The sequence below is a fragment of the Arthrobacter sunyaminii genome (genome assembly GCF_018866305.1).
Taxonomy (GTDB): domain Bacteria; phylum Actinomycetota; class Actinomycetes; order Actinomycetales; family Micrococcaceae; genus Arthrobacter_B; species Arthrobacter_B sunyaminii.
The window spans coordinates 2,875,584-2,896,039 of the sequence record NZ_CP076456.1 but is presented as its reverse complement, the minus strand read 5'-3'; the positions used below and the strand labels follow the sequence as shown (position 1 = coordinate 2,896,039).

The following is a 20,456-nucleotide window of genomic DNA, read 5'->3' as shown; positions in this document are numbered from 1 at the left end:
AAGGCGCGGCTTTGCACGGATTTTTCGCCGCCTGCATCAGGGATGGAGGAGAAAATTACTTGGGGCAATACGTCTTAATGTGTAGAGGGCCTCCGGCGTGTCGCCGAAGGCCCTCATGAGGGGTTCTCGTCTATTCAGTTCATGTCCGGAAGGTCCAGCCAGCGGTACCAGCCGCGGTGGAGAACCAGCCAGGCCATCAGGCCGTATCCGGCCTGTCCCGGAGTCCCGCCGTTGGAAGCCAGGTCAGTGCGCCACTGTTCATGGTTTAGCAGGGGAGTCAGCGTGTCCACATACACGTGCTTGCGCCGTGTGGTCACATCACCAAAGGCGGCAGACAGATCCGACAGACGGCGGTTCCGTTCGGCATCGAGCCCCGGCGGGGGACCGACGACAAAGACCTTGATGCTCATTTGTGCGGCCCCGTCGAGGATATTGGCCAGGTTGAGGCGGCTTCTCGCCGTTGACAAGTCAAGGTCCAGGTCCCGGTCGGACAGTCCGATCACCAGCCGGTTCTCGCACCTGTCGTCAAACCGGCGGCCGGCCTCCTGAAGCCAGCGGTTCGCCAGGGATTCGGTTCCCTCCTGGGGTGCTGCAAGGGTATACGCCTGTACGCTCACGTTTTCGGGGGTGGTGCGGGCCAAAACGCGGCCCAGCCAGCCCAGGGCGCGAGGGTCGCCGTGCCCGGCCAGCAGCTCGTCGCCGACGGCTGCCAGCCTGATTTTGCGTTGTTCCACTAGTCACCTTCTCCGGTCACAAAAAAACGGGGTGGGGCGCCGCGGCGCCCCACCCCAACTTAGCCTACTGACGCTCGAAGGCCTTCTTGACGAGAATGTCCTGCTCCACGGCGTGCCGCTTGGCTGAGCCGGTGGCGGTGGACGCGGACGCCGGACGCGACACCAGGCGCAGCGGGCGGTCCAGCTGTGCCGGCAGGTTCAGGCCGATGAACGGCCACGGACCCTGGTTGGCGGGCTCATCCTGTGCCCAAACGATGTCAGCGTTCGGGTACTTGGCGACAGCTGCCTGGATCTCCGCAACGGGCAGCGGATAAAGCTGCTCGACCCGGACAATGGCTGTCTTTTCGTCACCTGTCTTCTGCCGGTTGGCCAGCAGATCGTAGTACAGGCGGCCGGAGACCAGCAGCACGCGGTCGACGGCGTTCGCGTCCAGGTCTGCGTGCTCCGGGATGACCGGCTGGAACGAACCCTGGGTGAAGTCTTCCACCGACGTTGCCGCAGCCTTCAAACGCAGCAGCTGCTTCGGGGTGAAGATGATCAGCGGCTTCCGCGGACGGCTGTAGGCCTGGCGGCGCAGCAGGTGGAAGTGGGAAGCGCCCGTGGTGGGGTTCGCCACGATCATGTTGTCCTCGGCGCACATCTGCAGGAAGCGCTCGATGCGGGCCGAGGAGTGGTCCGGACCCTGGCCTTCGTAGCCGTGCGGAAGCATCAGCACCAGCGAGGAACGCTGGCCCCACTTCTGCTCAGCCGAGGAGATGAACTCGTCGATGATGGTCTGCGCGCCGTTGACGAAGTCGCCAAACTGCGCTTCCCACAGAACGAGGGCATCCGGGCGTTCCACGGAGTATCCGTATTCGAAGCCCATGGCGGCGAATTCCGACAGCAGCGAGTCGTAGATCCAGAGCTTGGCCTGGTTCGGATCCAGCTCTGCCAGCGGCATCCATTCCGCACCGGTTGCCCGGTCGTGGAAGACGGCATGGCGCTGGGTGAAGGTTCCGCGGCGGGAATCCTGGCCTGCGAGGCGTACGGGGACGCCTTCCATGACCAATGAGCCAAAGGCTGCGATTTCAGCGAAGCCCCAGTCAATGCCGCCTTCGCGGGACATCTGCTCGCGCTTTTCCAGCAGTGCCTTCAGCTTCGGGTGCACCGTGAAGCCTTCGGGCACTGCTACGTGGGCCTTGCCGATGTGTGCCAGGACCTCGGCGGAAATAGCCGTGGATGCCGGGGACACAATGGTGCTGCCTTCCTGCTGGGACGCCGGGCGCTCCAGATCGGAGACGGCTTCGGTGTCCTTGGTGATTACCGGCAGGGGAGAGGTCTGGGCAGCGTGCGTCTCAGCGAAGACCCGCTCAAGGCGGCCCTGGTAGTCGCGCAGCGCCTGTTCGGCCTCTTCCTGGCTGATGTCGCCGCGTCCGATGAGGGACTCGGTGTAGAGCTTGCGCACCGAGCGCTTGGCCTCGATCAGGCTGTACATCATCGGCTGCGTCATCGAAGGATCGTCGCCTTCGTTGTGGCCGCGGCGGCGGTAGCAGACCATGTCAATGACAACGTCCTTGTGGAACCGCTGGCGGTAGTCGTAGGCCAGTTGTGCAATACGCACAACCTGCTCCGGGTCATCGCCGTTCACGTGGAAGATCGGAGCCTGCACCATCTTGGCAACATCGGTGGAGTACACCGAGGAGCGCGACGACGTGGGCGAGGTGGTGAAGCCCACCTGGTTGTTGACCACAACGTGGATGGTTCCGCCGGTGCGGTAGCCCCGGAGCTGCGAAAGGTTCAGGGTCTCCGCCACCACGCCCTGGCCGGCGAAAGCGGCGTCTCCGTGGATGAGGATGGGCAGGACAGGGAACTCGTCCCCCTGGTCCAGGCGGTCCTGCTTGGCCCGCACGATTCCTTCGAGCACGGAATCCCCGGCTTCGAGGTGGGACGGGTTGGCGGCCAGGTACACCTTGGTCTGGTTGCCGTTGTCCGAGGTGAAGGTGCCTTCGGTGCCGAGGTGGTACTTCACGTCACCGGAACCCTGGACGCTGCGCGGGTCCTGGGTGCCTTCGAATTCGCGGAAGACCTGGGCGTAGGTCTTGCCCGCGATGTTGGTCAGGACGTTCAGGCGGCCGCGGTGGGCCATGCCGATGCCGACTTCTTCAAGTCCGTCGTCGGCGGCACCGGAAATCACGGCGTCCAGCAGCGGAATCAGGGACTCGCCGCCTTCCAGGGAGAAGCGCTTCTGCCCGACGAACTTCGTCTGCAGGAACGTCTCAAAGGCTTCAGCGGCATTGAGCTTGCCCAGGATGCGCAGCTGTTCTTCGCGCGTCGGCTTGCTGTACTTGGTTTCCAGACGATCCTGGAACCACTCGCGCTCCACCGGATCCTGGATGTGCATGTATTCGATTCCGGCGGTGCGGCAGTACGCGTCGCGGAGCACGCCGAGGATCTTGCGCAGCTTGAGCATCGGCTTGCCGCCGAAGCCGCCGGTGGGCCATTCCCGGTCCAGGTCCCAGAGGGTCAGGCCGTGGTTGAGGATGTCCAGGTCCGCGTGGCGGCGCTGGACGTACTCCAGCGGGTTAGTGTCGGCCATCAGGTGGCCGCGGACGCGGTACGCGTGGATCAGCTGCTGGATGCGCGCAACCTTGTTGATCTGCTCGTCCGGGTTGACCTGGATGTCGGGGCTCCAGCGCACGGGCTCGTAGGGGATCCGCAGGGATTCGAAGATCTCGTCGTAGAAACCCTGCTCGCCGAGGAGCAGCTGGTGGATGATCCGCAGGAACTCGCCGCTGCCGGCGCCCTGGATCACGCGGTGGTCGTAGGTGGAGGTCAGGGTGATGATCTTGGAGATGGCGTTCTGGGCCAGGATCTTCTCGTTGGAACCCTGGAACTCAGCCGGGTAGTCCAGGGCGCCGGCGCCGATGATGCAGGCCTGGCCCTTGGACAGGCGGGGGACGGAGTGCACCGTTCCAATGCCGCCCGGGTTGGTCAGCGAGATGGTGGTGCCCTTGTAATCGTCCGCCGTGAGCTTGCCGTTGCGGGCCTTCTTCACGAGGTCTTCATACGCCTGCCAGAACTCCGAGAAGTTCAGTGTTTCGGCCTTCTTGATGTTCGGCACGACGAGCAGACGGGAGCCGTCCGGCTTCGGCATGTCAATGGCCAGCCCGAAGTTCACATGCGCGGGCTGCACAGCAACAGGCTTGCCGTCCACGACGTCGTAGTACACGTTCTGGGACGGGAACTGGGCGGCGGCGCGGATGATTGCGTAGCCGAGGAGGTGGGTGAAGGAGACCTTGCCGCCGCGGGCGCGCTCCAGGTGGCTGTTAATGACAATGCGGTTGTCGATCAGCAGCTTTGCGGGCACGGCACGCACAGTGGTTGCCGTGGGGACGCTCAGGCTCAGGTCCATGTTGGTGGCGATGGCCTTGGCCGGACCGCGCAGGACGTTGACCTTGTCCTCTTCGGAGGGCTTGCTGTTGGGCTGCGTCTTGGGCAGCTGGGCCGGAATCGGCGGGGTCTTGCTGTCAGCTGCCTTGTTCTCGGCTGCTTCGCCCTTGCCGGCGGCCGGCTTGGAATCCTTGGCAGCAGAGTTGGACGCTGCGGATTCCTTGGCAACCGGAGGCTTGCCGGACTGCTGGGTGGAGGCGGGGGACTCGCCGGAAGCCTTCGGCTTGGCGGATTCGGCCTGCACTACCGGAAGCTGGCGCGTTGTGGGATTGGCGCCAAGTTCGCTGGGGGCTGCCGATCCGTTTCCGTTGGAAGTGCTCGAACCGGAGGCCTGGGCCTCCTCGTTCTTAAAGGAGTCGAAAATGCTCCACCACTTCTTGTCAACCGAGTTCTTGTCCTTGAGGTACTGCTCGTAGAGTTCATCGACAAGCCACTCGTTGCCGCCGAATTCTTCCGGCAGCCGGTGGTTGGATTGGTCTGGCACTGTTAATACGCCTCTTCCATGAGTTGCCTTTTGCCCTGATTGGCACCATGTCTGAGGGCAAGAAGCCTCAAAGCTCACTGGTGCGGCCCGGCCGGTGCGCAGTGACCGAGACTTCATGCCAGTCTAGTGACATTGCGGGACAACTGGCCAATTCTGTTTGACATCCGTCATGCAGCGGGGCCTCCCACGCGCAAGCTCCTCAGTGGCGCGTGCGGCCGTTCCGTTTCACCGGTGGCGCCCAAATGCCAAACCTGTAAACTGAAAATCTCATGGACAGTTTCTCTAGGCGCCGGCCTGCGTCCGGTTCCGCAGCTTCTGCGGACCGCACGCACAGAGCCGGCCACGCCCGCACCCATTCACCCCGCACCCCCGGCGCCGCATCGGAGCCTTCCAGACCGGCTTCGGCCGATCACCCTCCGCCTGCCGCCCGCAGCGGGCACTTTCCCGCGGTACTTCCTTCCGCGCTTCCCCTGATAAGCCGCGCAGCGCTTCACAATCCGGCGGTGGGAGCCTAAATGGAATGGTTATATCTCTTCTTTGGCCTGGTGCTGATTCTCGGCACCGGCTTTTTTGTGGCTGTTGAGTTCTCTCTGGTGGCCCTGGACCAGCCCACGGTCCGGCGGGCCGTGGAAAACGGCGACAAGGGTGCCGAGCCGCTCCTGCGCTGCCTGACCTCCCTCTCCACCCAGCTCTCCAGCTGCCAGCTGGGTATTACCCTCACCACGCTGCTGACCGGATTCGTGATGGAGCCGTCAGTGGGCCGCCTGTTGAAAACCCCGCTGTCTGCCCTGGGCCTGCCGCCGGTTGCCGTGGATTCCGTGTCCGTGGTGACGGCCATGATCCTGGCCACGTTCCTGTCCATGCTTCTGGGAGAGCTGATCCCCAAGAACATGTCCATCTCGCTGCCGTTCCGGGTAGGGCGCGCCCTCGCCCGGCCGCAGCTGGCGTTCACCGTGGTGTTCAAGCCCGCCATCCTGGTGCTCAACGGCTTCTCCAACAAGGTCCTGAACCTGTTCGGGCTGGAAGCCAAGGAGGAAGTGAGCGGAGCGCGCACCCCCGCCGAACTTTCCTCCATGGTCCGGAGGTCGGCCGAGATGGGCACCCTGGACCAGGGCACGGCCAACTTCCTGTCCCGGACGTTCTCCTTCGCGGAGCGGACCGCCGCAGATGTCATGACGCCCCGGATCAGGCTGGAGACCATCGATTCCGAGCAGTCCGTAGCGGATGTCATTGAAGCTGCACGCCGCACCGGATATTCACGCTTTCCCGTCCTGGGTGATTCCCCGGATGACATCAGGGGAGTGGTCCACGTGAAAAAGGCAGTGGCTGTGCCCCGCAGCCGGCGGGCGGACCTGCCGGCCGGGGCCATCATGAGTGAGGTCCTCCGGGTGCCCGAGACGGTGCACCTGGACAGCCTGCTCTCCGAGCTGCGGGGCGCGAACCTGCAACTCGCCGTCGTCCTCGATGAGTGGGGCGGAACAGCCGGCGTCGCAACTCTTGAGGACCTGGTGGAGGAAATCGTCGGCGAAGTGTCCGACGAACACGACAAGATCAAGCCGGGCGTGCTGCAGAGTGCCGCCGGTGCCTGGTACTTCCCGGGCATCATGCGTCCTGATGAAGTCTCCAGGCTCGTGCCGCTGCTGCACATTCCTGATGAAGCCGGCTACGAAACGGTGGGCGGCTACATTATGGCCGAGCTGGGCCGCATCGCAGCCACCGGTGACCGCGTCAGCGTTGAGGGCGGACTCCTGGAAGTTGAACGCATGGACGGCCGGCGCATTGACCGGGTCAGTTTCATTCCCCGGTACGACGACGACGATCCTGCCGCTGTCGACGAAAGCGCACCCGCGGCTTCGAAAAAGCCGGAACCGAAGAGCGCAGCCGGAGCTGATGCTCCGACAACGGATGCTGCCGGCAAGGGGGATCGGCGATGAGTGACCTGATGGGCATCTTCTGGCTGGTGGTGCTGTTGATCGGCAACGCCTTTTTCGTGGGCGGCGAGTTTGCCGTTATGTCCGCGCGCCGCAGCCAAATTGAACCGTTGGCCGAAGCCGGGTCCAAACGGGCAAAGACCACGCTCTGGGCCATGGAACACGTATCCCTGATGCTGGCCTGCGCGCAGCTGGGCATCACGGTGTGTTCGCTGCTCATTCTCTCCGTGGCCGAACCGGCGATCCACCATTTGCTGGCGGCTCCGCTGGAAGCCCTTGGGCTGCCGGTGGAATTCGCAGACGGCGCCGGGTTCCTGGTGGCATTGCTGATCGTGACCTTCCTGCACGTGACCTTTGGCGAAATGGTGCCGAAGAATATTTCCGTGTCCGTGGCGGACCGGGCGGCGCTGCTTCTGGCACCTCCGCTTGTCTTTATCTCCCGGCTGGTGCGGCCTGTCATTTCCAGTTTGAACTGGCTGGCGAACCACGCGCTGCGTGTCATGGGCATTACCCCCAAAGATGAGGTGGCCTCGGCTTTCACACTGGAGGAAATGCAGTCCATTGTGGAGGAGTCCACGAAGCACGGGCTGGTAGCCGATGATTCGGGCGTGATTTCAGGAGCACTGGAGTTCTCCGGGCAGTCCGCCGGAACAGTGATGGTGCCGCTGGAGGAGCTTGTGACGCTGAGCACCGACACCACACCGGCAGAGTTCGAGAAAGCCGTGGGGCGCACGGGCTTCTCCCGGTTCGTGCTGATGGATGACCACGGAAACCTGACCGGGTATATGCATCTGAAGGACATCATGGCCATGCCGCTGGATGCCTATGACCGCCCGCTGACCGAAAACAAGGTGCGGACCCTGGCGAACCTGCGGCTGGAGGACGGGATTGAAGATGCCTTGGCCACCATGCAGCGCACCGGATCCCATCTGGCCCGCGTGCTCGGTCCGGACAACCAGACCCGCGGAGTGCTCTTCCTGGAGGACATCATCGAGCAGCTCGTGGGCGAGATCCGGGACGCAACGCAGGCCCAGGGATTCCGGCGGTCCGGGGAAAGCTATTCCGAGTAGCTCCGGCTCGTAACGCGCAGTCCTAGATGCGAATGATTCGCGTTTAGGTTATGCTGGGGGAGTTCCCCCGCGGAACTCCCCCTCCATCTCCAAGCACTTCCGCTCGACAGGGAAACAAAAACTTATGCGACGACCCTCCGTCCGTCTTGCCGGCATCTTCCTGGCCGGGGGAGCCCTGGCGCTCTCCGGCTGCACCGGGGGCTCCGGTGACTCCGGCTCCGGTTCCTCCGCAGGGGGAGGCGACGGCGCTCTTGAGGTGGTGGCTTCCACCAATGTCTACGGGAACATCATGGAGACCGTGGGCGGGGACCGGGTCAGCGTCACTTCGATCATCGACCGCCCCAGCCAGGACCCGCACTCCTACGAAGCGACGGCACGGGACAAGCTGGCCGTCTCAGAGGCGGACGTGGTGGTCCTGAACGGCGGGGGCTACGACACCTTCATGGAAACGCTGGTTGCCGATTCCGGCATCGACAGCGCGGACGTCCTCAACGCCGTGGAGATCTCAGGGCTGGGGGAAGCTGGCGGCGAAACGCACGACGACGACCCCTCGCACTCCGCCGAGAGCGGAGACGATCATGCCGACCATCACGGCGGACACTCCCACGGATCCTTCAACGAACACGTCTGGTACAGCCCCGAAGCAATGGGGCTGCTCGCCGAAGCGGCCGCAGAACGCCTGGCCACTCTGGACCCCGACCATGCCTCCTCCTACCGGGACAATGCCGCAACCTTCAACAGTGGCATCGAAGAGCTCACGGCTGACCTGGCCGAAGACAAAACCGCGGCCGGCGGCAGGGATGTGGCGGTAACGGAACCTGTTCCTGAATACCTGTTCGAAGCTGCCGGCCTGCACAACGTGACCCCCGCAGACTTCACCTCAGCCGTCGAGGAAGGGTCCGACGTCCCGCCGGCGGTTCTGAAACAAATGCAGGATCTGCTGCGCTCCGGTGACGTGGCCTTCCTGGCCTACAACACCCAAACCTCCACGGCGCAGACCGAAACTGTCCGTGCCGCGGCGGAAGACGCAGGCGTACCCGTGCTGGACTTCTCCGAGACCCTGCCCGAAGGTCAGGACTACCTTGGCTGGATGCGCGCGAACGTGACCTCAATTGATGACGTGCTGCGGTGACCGGTCCCGTTGTCCGGCTCCGGAATGCCGGCTTGACCTACGGGCAGCGCACTCTTTGGGACGGCCTGGACCTGGACATCAAACCCGGTGAATTCCTTACGGTGCTGGGCCCCAACGGTTCCGGCAAGACCAGCTTCCTGAAAGTCCTGCTGGGTCTGCAGCAGCTGAGCCGGGGAACCGTGGAGATCAACGGAAAACCCGCCCAGCGGGGCAGCGCCGACATCGGTTATATTCCCCAGCAGAAGGCCTTCGGCCCCGGGACGCCGCTGCGGGCGCGCGACCTCGTGGGACTCGGCGTCGACGGCAACAAATGGGGGCTTCGGCTGAAGCGCGCCCCGGTCCGCCGGCGGGTGGATGAACTCCTGGAACAGGTCGGTGCCACGCGTTACGCCAATGAACCGGTGGGCCTGCTCTCCGGCGGCGAAGTCCAGCGGCTGCGGGCCGCGCAGGCACTGGCCACCGATCCCGACCTCCTGCTGTGCGATGAACCCCTGCTGTCCCTTGATCTGCATCACCAGCAGGCCATCAGCTCACTGATTGACCGGCGCTGTCATGAACAGGGTTCGGCCGTGGTGTTCGTGACCCACGAGATCAACCCCGTCATTGATTACGTGGACCGGGTGCTGTACCTGGCCGGCGGCACCTTCCGCACCGGCACGCCGTCTGAGGTGCTGCGCTCGGACGTGCTCTCGGAAATGTACGGAAGCCGGGTGGAGGTACTGCGCAGCCACGGCCGCATTGTGGTCCTCGGCATCCCCGATGCGACCACCCATGTCCACGGCGAGAGCGAGGATGACCATGGACTTGCGTGATTACTTCTCCGCCATCTTTGACTTCAGCGACTACGGGCAGCTGCTGCCCCTGGTGGCCAACTCCATCTGGGCGGCAGCCATCCTTGGACTGGTAGGCGGCCTGATCGGCACCTTTGTCCTGATGCGGGACCTCGCCTTTGCTGTGCACGGCATCGCCGAACTGTCCTTCGCCGGCGCAGCCTTTGCCCTGCTGATCGGCGCCAACGTGGTGATCGGGTCTCTGGCAGGCTCCGTGGCCGCAGCAGTGCTGCTCGCCGTGATGGGGCTCAAGGCCCGTGACAGGAACTCCGTGACCGGAGTAATCATGCCCTTCGGCCTGGGCCTGGGCATCCTGTTCCTGGGCCTTTATGAGGGCCGTTCGGCCAATAAGTTCGGTTTGCTCACCGGGCAAATCGTTGCCGTCGACACCGTGCAGCTGAACCTGCTGGCCGGCACCGCCGTCGTCGTCATAGCCGGACTCGTCCTGATCTGGCGGCCGCTGACCTTTGCCAGCGCGGACCCGGAACTGGCAGAAGCCCGCGGTGTTCCCGTGCGCGTTTTGTCCATTGTCTTCATGATCCTGCTGGGGCTCTCAGTGGCCCTGTCCATCCAGGTGGTGGGTGCGCTGCTCGTGCTCTCGCTGCTGATCACGCCGTCGGCCGCCGCACTGCTGGTGACATCCTCGCCGCGGCTCGTCGTGCTGCTCAGTGTTGCGTTTGCCGTGACCTCGGCGGTGGGCGGAATCCTGCTGGCGCTGGGCGGGCGGATCTCGATCAGCCCCTACATCACCACCATCTCGTTCCTGATCTACCTCGTCTGCCGGCTGATAAAGCGGATGCGGACAAAGGGACGGGCACAGACGGGCGCAACAGTCCGGGCGTAGCCCGCCCTAGGCGCTGCAGTCCGGGCAGAGGCCGAAGATCTCCACCGTGTGGGCCACGTCCGTGAACCCGTACTGGGCCCCGAGCCCGGAAGCCCAGGCCTCCACGGCGGGCGCCTCCACTTCCACAGCCTTTCCGCAGTTGCGGCACACCAGGTGATGGTGGTGGTGCTCGACGGCGCAGCGGCGGTAGAGCGCTTCGCCGTCGCCGGTGCGGAGGACATCCACCTGGTTTTCTTCCGCCATTGACTGCAGGATGCGGTAGGTGGTGGCCAGGGAGACGCTGTCTCCGCGCTCGTGCAGCAGCCGGTAGAGCTCCTGGGTGCTGACGAAATCATCCAGCTCATCCAGGGTCCGGCCGACGGCGATCCGCTGGCGGGTGACCCGCTGCTCCGGTTGCCGCTTCACTGGGCGGGACGTCTCGGATGACATGCTCCTCCTTGGAACAGTGGTGGCGGTGCCTGCAGGCCCCGGGGGACAAGCCCAACATGGACTCTCCGCAACCGGTACCGCCGGCGCAACTTCCAGATTATCGCACCGGGCCTGCGGCCGGCCCCGCGGGTCACGGGGAATTGTCCGGCCAAGGACAGGTGCGCAGGGGTACTGTGACCCTATGAATCTGACCAAGTACACCCATTCCTGCGTGCGTCTGGAGCGTGACGGCAACGTCCTCGTCTTGGATCCCGGGTCCTTCTCCGAAGTGGAGGAAGCCCTGGACGGCGCTTCAGCGGTCCTGATTACCCACGAACACGCCGATCACCTGGACCGGGACCGTGTTCTGGCCGTGCTGGCCGCGAACACGGAGCTGGTGCTTCACGCGCCGGCGGCCCTGGCCGCAGAGCTGCGGTCGGCATCAGCCGCGAACGGCAACGACGCTGATGACCGGATCATCGACGTCGAACCCAACAGTGCTTTTTCGGCAGCGGGCTTCGAGGTGCGGTCCTTCGGCGGCCAGCACGCCCTCATCCATCCGCTGGTGCCCCTGGTGGCCAACATCGGCTACCTGATTGACGGCACCCTTTATCACCCGGGGGATTCCTTCGTGATTCCGAACGGGCTGACGGTGAAGACCCTGCTGGTCCCCATTCATGCTCCGTGGTCCAAGGTGGGGGAGGTCATCGACTTTGTCATCGCTTCCGGGGCCGAGCGTGCCTATCCCATCCACGACGCCCTGTTGAATGAGCGCGGCCTGGGGATCGCCGAGAGCCATGTGACCCGTTTCGGCGAACTGTACGGAACCGTGTACCGGCATCTGTCCCCCGGAGAGTCGGTCGAGGTATGAGCGGGCCGGTCATCAGCGTTCAGTCCCTGCAGGAACTCCTGGCCAGCGGTGAGCCGGTGGTGCTGCTGGACGTGAGGTGGGCGCTGGGACACACCGACGGGCACAAGCAGTACGAGCGCGGGCACATTCCGGGTGCTGTCTACGTGGACCTGGAAAAGGAACTGGCCGCTCCGGCGGGGAACGGTTCCGCGGGCCGGCATCCGCTGCCCGCGCCGGAAGACTTTCACCGCACGGTCCGCGGCTGGGGCATCAACCCCGGGGACACCGTGGTGGTGTACGACGCCGTCAGCGGCACGTCGGCAGCGCGCGCCTGGTGGCTGCTGCGCCACGCCGGGCTGGACTCCGTTTACCTGCTCGACGGCGGCGTCGTCGCCTGGCACCGGGCCGGTTTCGCTCTGCAGGGCGGACCTGTGGTGCCCGACCCCGGGAACGTCGAGCTCTCCTGGGGCCGTATGCCGGTGGTGGAAATGTGGGACGTCCCCGCAGTTGTGGCAAGCGGGCGCCTGATCGATGCGAGGGCAAAGGAACGCTACCGCGGAGACCGCGAACCGGTGGATCCACGGGCGGGGCATATTCCCGGAGCCGTGAATGCTCCTGCCGCGGGGAACCTTGCCGAGGACGGCACCTTCCGCCCGCCGGAGGAGCTGCGGACAGCGTACGAGGCACTGGGTGTTCGAAAAGGCGATCCCGTGGCCGTGTACTGCGGATCCGGTGTCAGTGCTGCCCACGATGTCGTGGCCCTGGAGCTGGCCGGCTACCGGGCGGCCCTTTATCCCGGGTCCTGGTCCCAGTGGTCCTCCACCAAAGGATCCCCGATTGCCCTGGGAACACAGGCGGGGGAATGGCCGGGGGCGGTCAAAAAGCGATAGCGTCTAAGCATGATTACCGGCCGTCCCGTTCCGCCGCCCCTGCGCTTGAAGGTGCCTGCAACCAGGCAGCAATCCGATGTATCAAGCGGCGCCGCAACCCCGCCATCCACCTCCCAGCCCCCGCAAGGAGCACCCATGCCCACCCTGTTCACCAAGATCATCAACGGCGAGATTCCCGGCCGCTTTGTCTGGAAGGACGAGGACGTGGTGGCGTTCCTCAGCATCGGTCCGCTCACCGACGGACACACTCTGGTGGTGCCCCGGCTCGAGGTCGACAAGTGGACGGATGCTCCGGCTGATCTGGTGCAGAAACTCACTGCCGTGGCACAGGTTATTGGACAGGCGCAGGTTGCCGCCTTCGGCTCGGAGCGGGCCGGACTGAGCATTGCCGGGTTCGAGATTGATCACCTTCACCTGCATGTCTGGCCCGCGAACTCCCTGCAGGACTTCGACTTCAGCAGGGCCGAGTCCAATCCCGACCCGGAACGCATGGACGCCAATGCCCAGAAGCTCCGCGGGGCGCTGCGGGCCGCCGGACACGGGGAGTTCGTGCCGGAGGCGTAGCGGGCAGCTCAGATCGGCAAAGGGGCGGGGAAACCCGCCCCTCTTTTTATTGCGCCGCGGCCTGGCAACCGGTTTGGGATTCCGCAACCACTTTGGGCCTTTGCTGCCGGTGCGGACCGGCAGGGATTTCCCAAACTGGCAGCGATTGCCCAAAGCGGAGGGATCTGCGGCCTAAGACGGAGCCAGAGCCGCGTTCAGGGCCGTGCGGATCCTCTTTTCCGATACCGACCGCACGGTTCCCAGTTCCTGTGCGAAGAAGCTGATCCGCAGTTCCTCGATCATCCAGCGGACTTCGGTCAGCGCAGGGGGTGTCCCTGCGCCGGGCAGCAGCGCCGCAACGGCGTCGTCGTAGTCGTCCTCCAGCGCCTGGACCACTGCCATCTGCTGGGCGTCACGCTGCACATTGGTGGGCAGTTTCTCCAGCCGCCGTTCAATGCCGGCCAGATAACGGGGGAGGTGCGTGAGCTGCGCGTAGCCGGTGCGCGCCACAAACCCCGGGTACACCAGGGAATCCAGTTGCGCGCGGATGTCATTCAGGGCGCTGATGAGGGCCAGGGACTGCGTTCCCTTGAGCGCCTTGGTGATCCGGCGGGTGCTGGACAGGATTTTCTCCACCGTGGCCGTCACCGTGAAGACGGTGTCGATCAGCTCGGCGCGGACCTTTTCGTAGAGTTCATCAAACTCTGTGCGGGTCCACGGCAGCGCTTCCGGCGTCAGCTTGTCCACGGCGGCCAGGGTGCAGTCCTCGATCAGGGCCGCCACCGATCCGTGCGGATTCTGGCTGAACGTCAGTTTCTCGGCATTGCTCAGGTGTTCCAGAACGTATTTCGCCGGGCTGGGAACCCGCAGCACCAGCAGCCGGATCACACCGCCGCGCATGGCCACTGACTGTTCGCCGGCACTTTGGAACATGCGCAGCCCGGCAGTTTTTCCTTCATCCACCAGTGCGGGATAGCCGGTGACCATGTGCCCGGCCACGAGCCGCTGTACCTGCTTGTCGATGGTGCCGACGCTCCACTCGGTCAGCCCGGTCTGTTCGGCCAGTGAGGGGCCCGACGACGCCGCACCCCCCGGCTGCCCTGCCCCCGCGTTTCCAGCCGGACCGGAAGGCTTGCCGCCGCGCTTGCCGGCCGCCTTGGGAGTAACGGTTTTGGGCGTGGCGCCAAGGGATTCGGCAATGGCACGCCGGGTGGCGGGGGCGAGGGATTCCTGCAGTCCGGCAAGGTCCTTTCCTTCGTCCAGGACCTTGCCGGAGCCGTCCACCACGGTGAAGCTCATGCGCAGGTGCTCGGGCACCGCATCCCAGTTCCAGGAGCCGGGCGGAATGATGTGGCCCTTGAGCCGGCGCAGCGCCAGTTCCAAGGAGGGCTCCAGCGCGTCCTGCGCGGGATCGAAGTCAGCGGCCAGGGCGGCCGCAGCCGCACGCGCCACGTCCGGTGCCGGGATGAAGTTCTTCCGGATTGCCTTGGGCAGGGACTTGATCAGCGCTGTGATGAGCTCGGCGCGCAGCCCGGGGATCTGCCACTTGAACGGCTCAGGGTCCAGCTGGTTCAGGAACAGTACGGGGACCTCAACGCTGACGCCGTCGCCGGCTCCGGCAACGCCGGGGGAGAACTCGTAGGACAGCGGCAGGTCAAAATCGCCGTAGCGGAAGCTCTTGGGGAAGTCGTTTTCGTCCAGTCCGGAAGCGTCGTCGGTGCGCAGCGCATCAGGGTCGAAGTCCAGCAGCGCCGGGTTCTCGTGGCGGGCGCTCTTCCACCACTTGTCGAAGTGCCGCTCGGAGACCACGTCCTTGCCCACGCGCTCGTCATAGAACTCGAACAGTGTCTCGTCATCCACGCGCAGGCCGCGGCGCCGGACGCGGTTTTCCAGTTCTTCCACTTCGGCCAGCAGCGCCTGGTTGCGGTGGAAGAACTTGTGGTGGGTGCGCCAGTCACCTTCCACCAGGGCATGGCGGATAAACATCTCCCGGGAGAGTTCCGGATCCACGCGGCCATAGTTGATGCTGCGCTGGGGGATGACGGGGACACCGTAGAGGGTCACCTTTTCATAAGCCATGACGGAGCCGCGGCTCTTGGACCAGTGCGGTTCACTGTAGGAACGCTTGATCAGATGGGGAGCCACTTCCTCCACCCACAGCGGGTCAAACTTGGCGGCCACGCGGGCCCAAAGCCGGGAAGTTTCCACCAGCTCGGCGGCCATCACCCAGTCCGGTGTCTTCTTGAACAGGGCCGATCCCGGGAAGACCGCAAAGCGTGTGCCGCGGGCGCCGGAGTACTCCCGCTTGCGCTGGTCGTAGAGACCGATGTGGCTGAGCAGGCCGGCCAGCAGGCTCATATGGATTTCTTTGTCGTGAGCCACCGGGTCCACCGGGCCGGGGGAGAGGGTGATGCCCAGCGGCTTGGCGATCTGGCGCAGCTGGGTAAACAGGTCCTGCCACTCGCGGATGCGCAGATAGTTCAGGAACTCGTTTTTACACAACCGGCGGAAAGCCGACGACGAGAGTTCCTTCTGCTTCTCCTGCACGTAGCGCCACAGGTTCAGGTAGCCGGTGAAGTCCGAGTTTTCGTCCACGAAGCGTTTGTGCAGCTCTGCGGCCTTTTGGGCGCGGGCGGCGTCGTCCTTCGAGGGACGCTCACGCGGATCCTGGATGGTCAGCGCGGCGGTGAGCACCATGACTTCCTTGGCGCAGCCCCGCGCGCCGGCCTCCACGATCATCCGGCCCAGCCGCGGGTCAACCGGCAGCTGGGAGAGCTTGCGGCCCACCGGGGTGATGCCGCCGGCCGGCTGCAGGGCGCCGAGTTCCTTCAGGAGAGTGGCGCCGTCGTTGATGGCTTTGGAATCCGGGGGCTGGACAAACGGGAAATCCGCCACGTCCTTGGGCCCCTTGGCCACGCCCATGGCGGCCATCTGCAGGATGACGGCGGCAAGGTTGGTGCGCAGGATCTCGGGATCCGTGAATTCAGGACGGGACTTGAAATCCTCCTGGGAGTAGAGACGGATGGCGATGCCGTCGGAGACGCGGCCGCAGCGGCCTGAACGCTGATTGGCGGAGGCCTGGGAGATGCGCTCGATCGGCAGGCGCTGAACCTTGGTGCGGTGCGAGTACCGGGAGATGCGGGCGGTGCCGGTGTCGATGACGTATTTGATGCCCGGCACGGTCAGCGACGTCTCGGCAACGTTGGTGGCCAGGATGATGCGCCGGTGCTTGCCGGGGTGGAAGACCTTGTGCTGGTCTGCCAGGGAAAGCCTGGCGTACAGGGGCAGGATTTCAGTGTTGGCCAGGCGGGGCACCCGCTGCACGGAGGAGCGCAGGGCGTCGGCGGCGTCACGGATTTCGCGCTCCCCGGAGAAGAAGATCAGGATGTCCCCGGGAGCTTCGCGGGAGAGTTCCTCGACGGCGTCGCAGACTGCGTCCACCGGATCGCGGTCTTCCTCCAGCTCATCATCAATCGCTTCGTCGTCCGATCCGCCGTCGGCCGGCTGGTTGAGCGGACGGTAACGGATTTCCACCGGGAACGTGCGCCCGGACACCTCGATGATGGGGGCGGGTTTGCCGTCCGCGGCGAAGTGCCCGGCGAAACGTTCCGGATCAATGGTGGCCGAGGTGATGATGACCTTCAGGTCCGGCCGTTCCGGCAGCAGCCGGCGCAGGTAGCCGAGGATGAAGTCGATGTTCAGGCTGCGCTCGTGGGCCTCATCAATGATGATGGTGCTGTATTTTTTCAGCTTGCGGTCATGCTGGATCTCGGCCAGCAGGATGCCGTCGGTCATCAGCTTGACCTTGGTCTGCCGGCTGGTCTCGCCGGTGAAGCGCACCTGGTAACCCACCTCGGCGCCCAGTTCGACGTCGAGCTCCTCGGCAATGCGCTCCGCCACGGTGCGGGCGGCGAGCCGGCGCGGCTGGGTGTGCCCGATCAGGCCCTTCTCCGCCAGCCCGAGTTCCAGGCACATCTTGGGGATCTGGGTGGTCTTGCCGGAACCGGTTTCGCCCGCAATGATCGTTACCTGGTTGGCGGCAATAGCCGCCATGATGTCTTCGCGGCGCTCAGAAACGGGCAAAAGCGCGGGGTAGGAAATAGTCAGTGCCATGATTGCTCCCAGTCTAATCCCTGGAATCCGCGGCCTTCCCGTATTCCGCCGAGGGCTGGACATCGGCGGCACGCTGGAGCAGCGCTGCCGCAGCCCGCGCCCGATCGCGCATCTCGGCCGGTGCCAGGATTTCGAAGTCGATGTCCAGCGCGGCCAGACGCATCAGCGGCAGATCCAGGGAATCCCACCCGCCGCGCAGGATGGTGTGCCCCGGGCCGTCGGCTTCCAGGCTGGCTGCATCCGGCGGTATCCGGTCCCGGAGATCGGCGATGGGCGCCGCCAGCCGCAGTACGACGTCGTACCGGTAGGGAAAGCGCGTAATGGAGTCCTGGACATAGGCCGCCATGTCCTTGGCGGGCAGCGGGCGTGGGAAGAAACGCTCACGGATGGCCGGAATGCTCTGGCAGCGGTCCATGCGGAAGGTCCGCCAATCCTGCCGTTCAAGGTCCCAGGCCGCGAGGTACCAGCGACGGCCGGTGCTGACCAGTTTGTAGGGTTCCACCAGCCGCCTTCCCGGTGCGTTGCCCGCCGCCGTGTAGCGGAACGAGACCACGCGCTGTTCGGCAATGGCCCCGGACAAAGCGGTCAGGGTTTGCGGATCCACGGTGGCTGCACTGCCGCCCAGCACGCTGACGGCTTGGCGAAGCGCAGAAAACTTGGGGCGCAAGCGTCCTGGCAGGACCTGTTCCAGCTTCGCGAGCGCACGTACTGAGGCTTCGCCGATACCGGACACCGGACCCGTGGCAACGGCGGCCAGCCCGAGGGCGACGGCGAGCGCTTCGTCGTCGTCCAGCAGCAGGGGTGGAAGCTGCGCACCGGATCCCAGCTGATAGCCCCCGGCAATGCCGGGGGAGGCGGAGATGGGGTAACCCAGGCTGCGCAGCTTGCTGATGTCTCGCCGCACCGTGCGCTCGGTGACCGTCATCCGGTCCGCCAGGGCTGCCCCGGTCCACTCGCGTCTCATCTGCAGCAGCGACAGCAGGTGCAGCAGCCTGGCCGAGGTTTCCAACATGGTTTCAAGATACGCCCGGATGCGGACAGAAGCTGTCCTGATGTGCTTTTACGGTGAGGGGAGCTGAGTGACGGGCGCCGGGACCCCGGCAGCCCCGTTGCTCTACGAGGGAAGGGGACGGTAATGGAGCAGGACAGGGACATGGTTGAGGAAGCCGCTGCCGAGGATGAGGGGAGAGGTCCGTCGGGCGGCGAGGGGCTGACACGCGGCGGCGCACTGGACATTCCGCGGCTGCTTGTCGACCAGATGCAGTGGCACTGGGACAACCAGGCGCGCCCCCGGCTGGAGGGGCTTACCGACGACGAGTATTTCTGGGAACCCGTGCCGGGAGCCTGGAATGTGCGTCCGCGGCCCTCCGGCACGGACGCGGAGGCAGCCGGTAAGGGAAATTTCACGATCGACTTCGAGTATCCGGAACCCGTTCCCGCTCCGGTGACCACCATTGCCTGGCGGCTCAGCCACATCCTTGTGGGAGTGCTGGGCATGCGGAACGCGGCGCACTTTGGTGCTCCCGCGGTCAGCTATGAAACCTTTGAGTATCCGGGAACCGCGGCGCGGGCTCTGGAGGTGCTGGATGAGTATTACGGGACCTGGATCCGGTCAGTTGCCGCTTTGGCCGAATCCGCGCTCGCCGCACCAGTGGGAGAAGCGGAGGGGAACTGGGCGCAGGCGCCGATGGCGGAGCTGGTCCTGCACATCCACCGCGAGATGATTCATCACCTCGCCGAGGTGGCACTGCTGCGGGACCTGTACGCACACCGGACCCCGAAATAACCAACGGAACCCGGCGAGTGTGTAGACGGGCACTGAAGACGTTGCGTGCGTACCGTCCGGTCGGTACGCTCAGCGGGACACCATGATGCAGCTCACACACCAAGGAGAAACATGACCGAAGCCCAGGACCCTCCGGTTCAGCGAACCGCCATTGTCACCGGATCAGGACGCGGCATTGGCGCGGCCATCGCAGCGAGGCTGGCGGCCGACGGCCACCGCGTGGGCGTCATCGATTTACGGGAAGAAGACACCGCAGAAACGGTGGAGGCCATCAACAACTCCGGCGGCAAGGCTGTGGGCGTTGGTGCTGACGTCGCGGATGCGGGCGCCGTCGAAGCGGCTGTGGCCCGGATCGCGGACGAGCTCGGCGCACCAACCATCCTGGTGAACAACGCGGGCATCCTCCGGGACAACCTGTTGTTCAAGATGAGCGACAGTGACTGGGATGCGGTCATGGGCGTTCATCTGCGCGGCGCTTTCCTGATGAGCCGTGCCGTGCAGGCACACCAGGTACAGGAGAAGTGGGGGCGGATCGTCAATCTCTCCAGCACCTCTGCCCTCGGCAACCGAGGCCAGGCCAACTATGCCGCTGCCAAGGCCGGGCTGCAGGGATTCACTAAGACGCTTGCGATCGAGCTGGGCCGGTATAACGTCACGGTCAATGCCATTGCGCCGGGGTTTATTGAGACTGACATGACGCGGGCCACCGCGGAACGGGTCGGAGTGCCGTTCGATGACTTCGTTAAGCACGCGGTGGCCGAAATCCCGGTGGGGCGGGCCGGAACACCGGCCGACATTGCCGCTGCGGCGTCCTTCTTCATCCGGGAGGAAGCGTCCTTTGTCTCCGGTCAGGTGCTGTACGTTGCCGGCGGACCGAGGGCTTAGCGATGGCGCACTTTAACTCCGTACAAGAGCTGGAAGCTGCCGTGGGGCAGCGCGAAACCAGTGAATGGATCACCATCGACCAGGACCGGATCAACCGGTTCGCTGACGCCACCGATGACCATCAGTGGATCCACACGGATCCTGAACGGGCTGCCGCAGGTCCGTTCGGCTCCACCATCGCCCACGGTTTTCTGGTCCTTTCCCTGTTGCCGGCGCTGGCCGCGGACCGGGTGAGCGTGGACGGAACCGTGATGGGCATCAACTACGGACTGGACCGGGTGCGGTTCCCGCACCCGGTGCCGGTGAACAGCCGCGTCCGGGCGGTTTCCGAGCTGTCCAAGGTCGAGACCACAGGCCAGGGCGTCCGCGTTGTCACCGCGGTCACGATTGAACTGGAAGGGGCGGACAAGCCCGCGGTGGTTGCAGAGTGGATCACCCTGTACGTGCTGGCCTAAGCAGCAGGTGCAGCCAAAGAGACGGGCCCGCCGCTGAACATTTCAGCGGCGGGCCCTTTACTTGTTTATGCG

At 65.0% G+C, this 20,456-nt stretch carries 16 protein-coding genes; 11 read left to right on the top strand and 5 right to left on the bottom strand.

All coding sequences use genetic code 11. The annotated features are described in order from the left end of the window. Positions 1 to 134 precede the first annotated feature (134 nt). Complete coding sequence (locus tag KG104_RS13020; RefSeq protein ID WP_104052496.1) at positions 135 to 734, bottom strand: GDSL-type esterase/lipase family protein; 600 nt, start codon at positions 732 to 734, stop codon at positions 135 to 137. 64 nt (positions 735 to 798) lie between these two features. Then, positions 799 to 4,647 (bottom strand): multifunctional oxoglutarate decarboxylase/oxoglutarate dehydrogenase thiamine pyrophosphate-binding subunit/dihydrolipoyllysine-residue succinyltransferase subunit, encoded by a 3,849-nt coding sequence (locus tag KG104_RS13015; protein WP_104052495.1) that lies wholly within the window; start codon positions 4,645 to 4,647, stop codon positions 799 to 801. A 515-nt stretch (positions 4,648 to 5,162) separates the two neighbouring features. On the opposite strand from KG104_RS13015, the gene KG104_RS13010 reads away from it, so the two are divergent. From KG104_RS13010 to KG104_RS12990, 5 genes are all read left to right on the top strand, one after another. Then, on the top strand, positions 5,163 to 6,581 hold the full coding sequence (locus tag KG104_RS13010; protein WP_104052494.1) for a hemolysin family protein: 1,419 nt from the start codon (positions 5,163 to 5,165) through the stop codon (positions 6,579 to 6,581). Beyond that, positions 6,578 to 7,648 (top strand): hemolysin family protein, encoded by a 1,071-nt coding sequence (locus KG104_RS13005; protein WP_104160562.1) that lies wholly within the window; start codon positions 6,578 to 6,580, stop codon positions 7,646 to 7,648. Before KG104_RS13010 ends, KG104_RS13005 begins: the two co-directional genes overlap by 4 nt. A 124-nt stretch (positions 7,649 to 7,772) precedes the next feature. Beyond that, positions 7,773 to 8,780 (top strand): metal ABC transporter solute-binding protein, Zn/Mn family, encoded by a 1,008-nt coding sequence (locus KG104_RS13000; protein ID WP_207348008.1) that lies wholly within the window; start codon positions 7,773 to 7,775, stop codon positions 8,778 to 8,780. Continuing rightward, a complete protein-coding gene (locus tag KG104_RS12995) occupies positions 8,777 to 9,592 on the top strand; it encodes a metal ABC transporter ATP-binding protein (RefSeq protein ID WP_104052491.1) in 816 nt (271 codons plus the stop codon). The genes KG104_RS13000 and KG104_RS12995 overlap by 4 nt, the downstream gene beginning before the upstream one ends. Then, entirely contained in the window at positions 9,579 to 10,454 is an 876-nt protein-coding gene (locus KG104_RS12990; protein WP_207348009.1) for a metal ABC transporter permease, read from the top strand. Before KG104_RS12995 ends, KG104_RS12990 begins: the two co-directional genes overlap by 14 nt. A 6-nt stretch (positions 10,455 to 10,460) precedes the next feature. On the opposite strand, the gene KG104_RS12985 is transcribed toward KG104_RS12990, so the two are convergent. Continuing rightward, on the bottom strand, positions 10,461 to 10,883 hold the full coding sequence (locus KG104_RS12985; protein WP_207348010.1) for a Fur family transcriptional regulator: 423 nt from the start codon (positions 10,881 to 10,883) through the stop codon (positions 10,461 to 10,463). 181 nt (positions 10,884 to 11,064) lie between these two features. Here KG104_RS12985 and KG104_RS12980 point away from each other — a divergent pair, with 181 nt between their 5' ends. The 3 genes from KG104_RS12980 to KG104_RS12970 all read left to right on the top strand — a co-directional run bounded on the left by KG104_RS12980 (position 11,065) and on the right by KG104_RS12970 (position 13,166). Beyond that, entirely contained in the window at positions 11,065 to 11,733 is a 669-nt protein-coding gene (locus tag KG104_RS12980; RefSeq protein WP_207348011.1) for an MBL fold metallo-hydrolase, read from the top strand. Beyond that, a complete protein-coding gene (locus KG104_RS12975) occupies positions 11,730 to 12,602 on the top strand; it encodes a sulfurtransferase (protein WP_207348012.1) in 873 nt (290 codons plus the stop codon). The genes KG104_RS12980 and KG104_RS12975 overlap by 4 nt, the downstream gene beginning before the upstream one ends. Positions 12,603 to 12,737: 135 nt before the next feature. Further along, positions 12,738 to 13,166: an HIT family protein gene (locus KG104_RS12970; protein ID WP_104052486.1), complete on the top strand. Its 429-nt coding sequence runs from the start codon at positions 12,738 to 12,740 to the stop codon at positions 13,164 to 13,166. Positions 13,167 to 13,337: 171 nt separating this feature from the next. Here KG104_RS12970 and hrpA read toward each other — a convergent pair whose 3' ends face one another. Together hrpA and KG104_RS12960 are read right to left on the bottom strand one after the other, a co-directional pair. After that, a complete protein-coding gene (hrpA, locus tag KG104_RS12965) occupies positions 13,338 to 17,258 on the bottom strand; it encodes an ATP-dependent RNA helicase HrpA (RefSeq protein WP_207348013.1) in 3,921 nt (1,306 codons plus the stop codon). Between the two features lie 13 nt (positions 17,259 to 17,271). Further along, positions 17,272 to 18,270: a helix-turn-helix transcriptional regulator gene (locus KG104_RS12960; RefSeq protein ID WP_104052484.1), complete on the bottom strand. Its 999-nt coding sequence runs from the start codon at positions 18,268 to 18,270 to the stop codon at positions 17,272 to 17,274. A gap of 123 nt (positions 18,271 to 18,393) precedes the next feature. Between KG104_RS12960 and KG104_RS12955 the strand changes: the two genes are divergently transcribed. From KG104_RS12955 to KG104_RS12945, 3 genes are all read left to right on the top strand, one after another. Next, positions 18,394 to 19,044 (top strand): DinB family protein, encoded by a 651-nt coding sequence (locus tag KG104_RS12955; protein ID WP_307859003.1) that lies wholly within the window; start codon positions 18,394 to 18,396, stop codon positions 19,042 to 19,044. 111 nt (positions 19,045 to 19,155) lie between these two features. Continuing rightward, the gene (fabG, locus tag KG104_RS12950) at positions 19,156 to 19,929 is read left to right on the top strand and encodes a 3-oxoacyl-ACP reductase FabG (RefSeq protein ID WP_104052483.1); all 774 of its coding nucleotides are present in this window, start codon (positions 19,156 to 19,158) and stop codon (positions 19,927 to 19,929) included. Between the two features lie 2 nt (positions 19,930 to 19,931). After that, positions 19,932 to 20,384, top strand: coding sequence for a MaoC family dehydratase (locus tag KG104_RS12945; protein ID WP_104052482.1), 453 nt, complete (start codon positions 19,932 to 19,934; stop codon positions 20,382 to 20,384). Positions 20,385 to 20,456: the final 72 nt, after the last annotated feature.

Coding starts and splice junctions, on each gene's coding strand:
- KG104_RS13010 (WP_104052494.1), top strand. CDS start 5,163: ATGGAATGGTTATATCTCTTCTTTGGCCTGGTGCTGATTCTCGGCACC.
- KG104_RS13005 (WP_104160562.1), top strand. CDS start 6,578: ATGAGTGACCTGATGGGCATCTTCTGGCTGGTGGTGCTGTTGATCGGC.
- KG104_RS13000 (WP_207348008.1), top strand. CDS start 7,773: ATGCGACGACCCTCCGTCCGTCTTGCCGGCATCTTCCTGGCCGGGGGA.
- KG104_RS12990 (WP_207348009.1), top strand. CDS start 9,579: ATGGACTTGCGTGATTACTTCTCCGCCATCTTTGACTTCAGCGACTAC.
- KG104_RS12985 (WP_207348010.1), bottom strand. CDS start 10,883: ATGTCATCCGAGACGTCCCGCCCAGTGAAGCGGCAACCGGAGCAGCGG.
- KG104_RS12980 (WP_207348011.1), top strand. CDS start 11,065: ATGAATCTGACCAAGTACACCCATTCCTGCGTGCGTCTGGAGCGTGAC.
- KG104_RS12975 (WP_207348012.1), top strand. CDS start 11,730: ATGAGCGGGCCGGTCATCAGCGTTCAGTCCCTGCAGGAACTCCTGGCC.
- KG104_RS12970 (WP_104052486.1), top strand. CDS start 12,738: ATGCCCACCCTGTTCACCAAGATCATCAACGGCGAGATTCCCGGCCGC.
- hrpA (WP_207348013.1), bottom strand. CDS start 17,258: ATGGCACTGACTATTTCCTACCCCGCGCTTTTGCCCGTTTCTGAGCGC.
- KG104_RS12960 (WP_104052484.1), bottom strand. CDS start 18,270: ATGTTGGAAACCTCGGCCAGGCTGCTGCACCTGCTGTCGCTGCTGCAG.
- KG104_RS12955 (WP_307859003.1), top strand. CDS start 18,394: ATGGAGCAGGACAGGGACATGGTTGAGGAAGCCGCTGCCGAGGATGAG.
- fabG (WP_104052483.1), top strand. CDS start 19,156: ATGACCGAAGCCCAGGACCCTCCGGTTCAGCGAACCGCCATTGTCACC.
- KG104_RS12945 (WP_104052482.1), top strand. CDS start 19,932: ATGGCGCACTTTAACTCCGTACAAGAGCTGGAAGCTGCCGTGGGGCAG.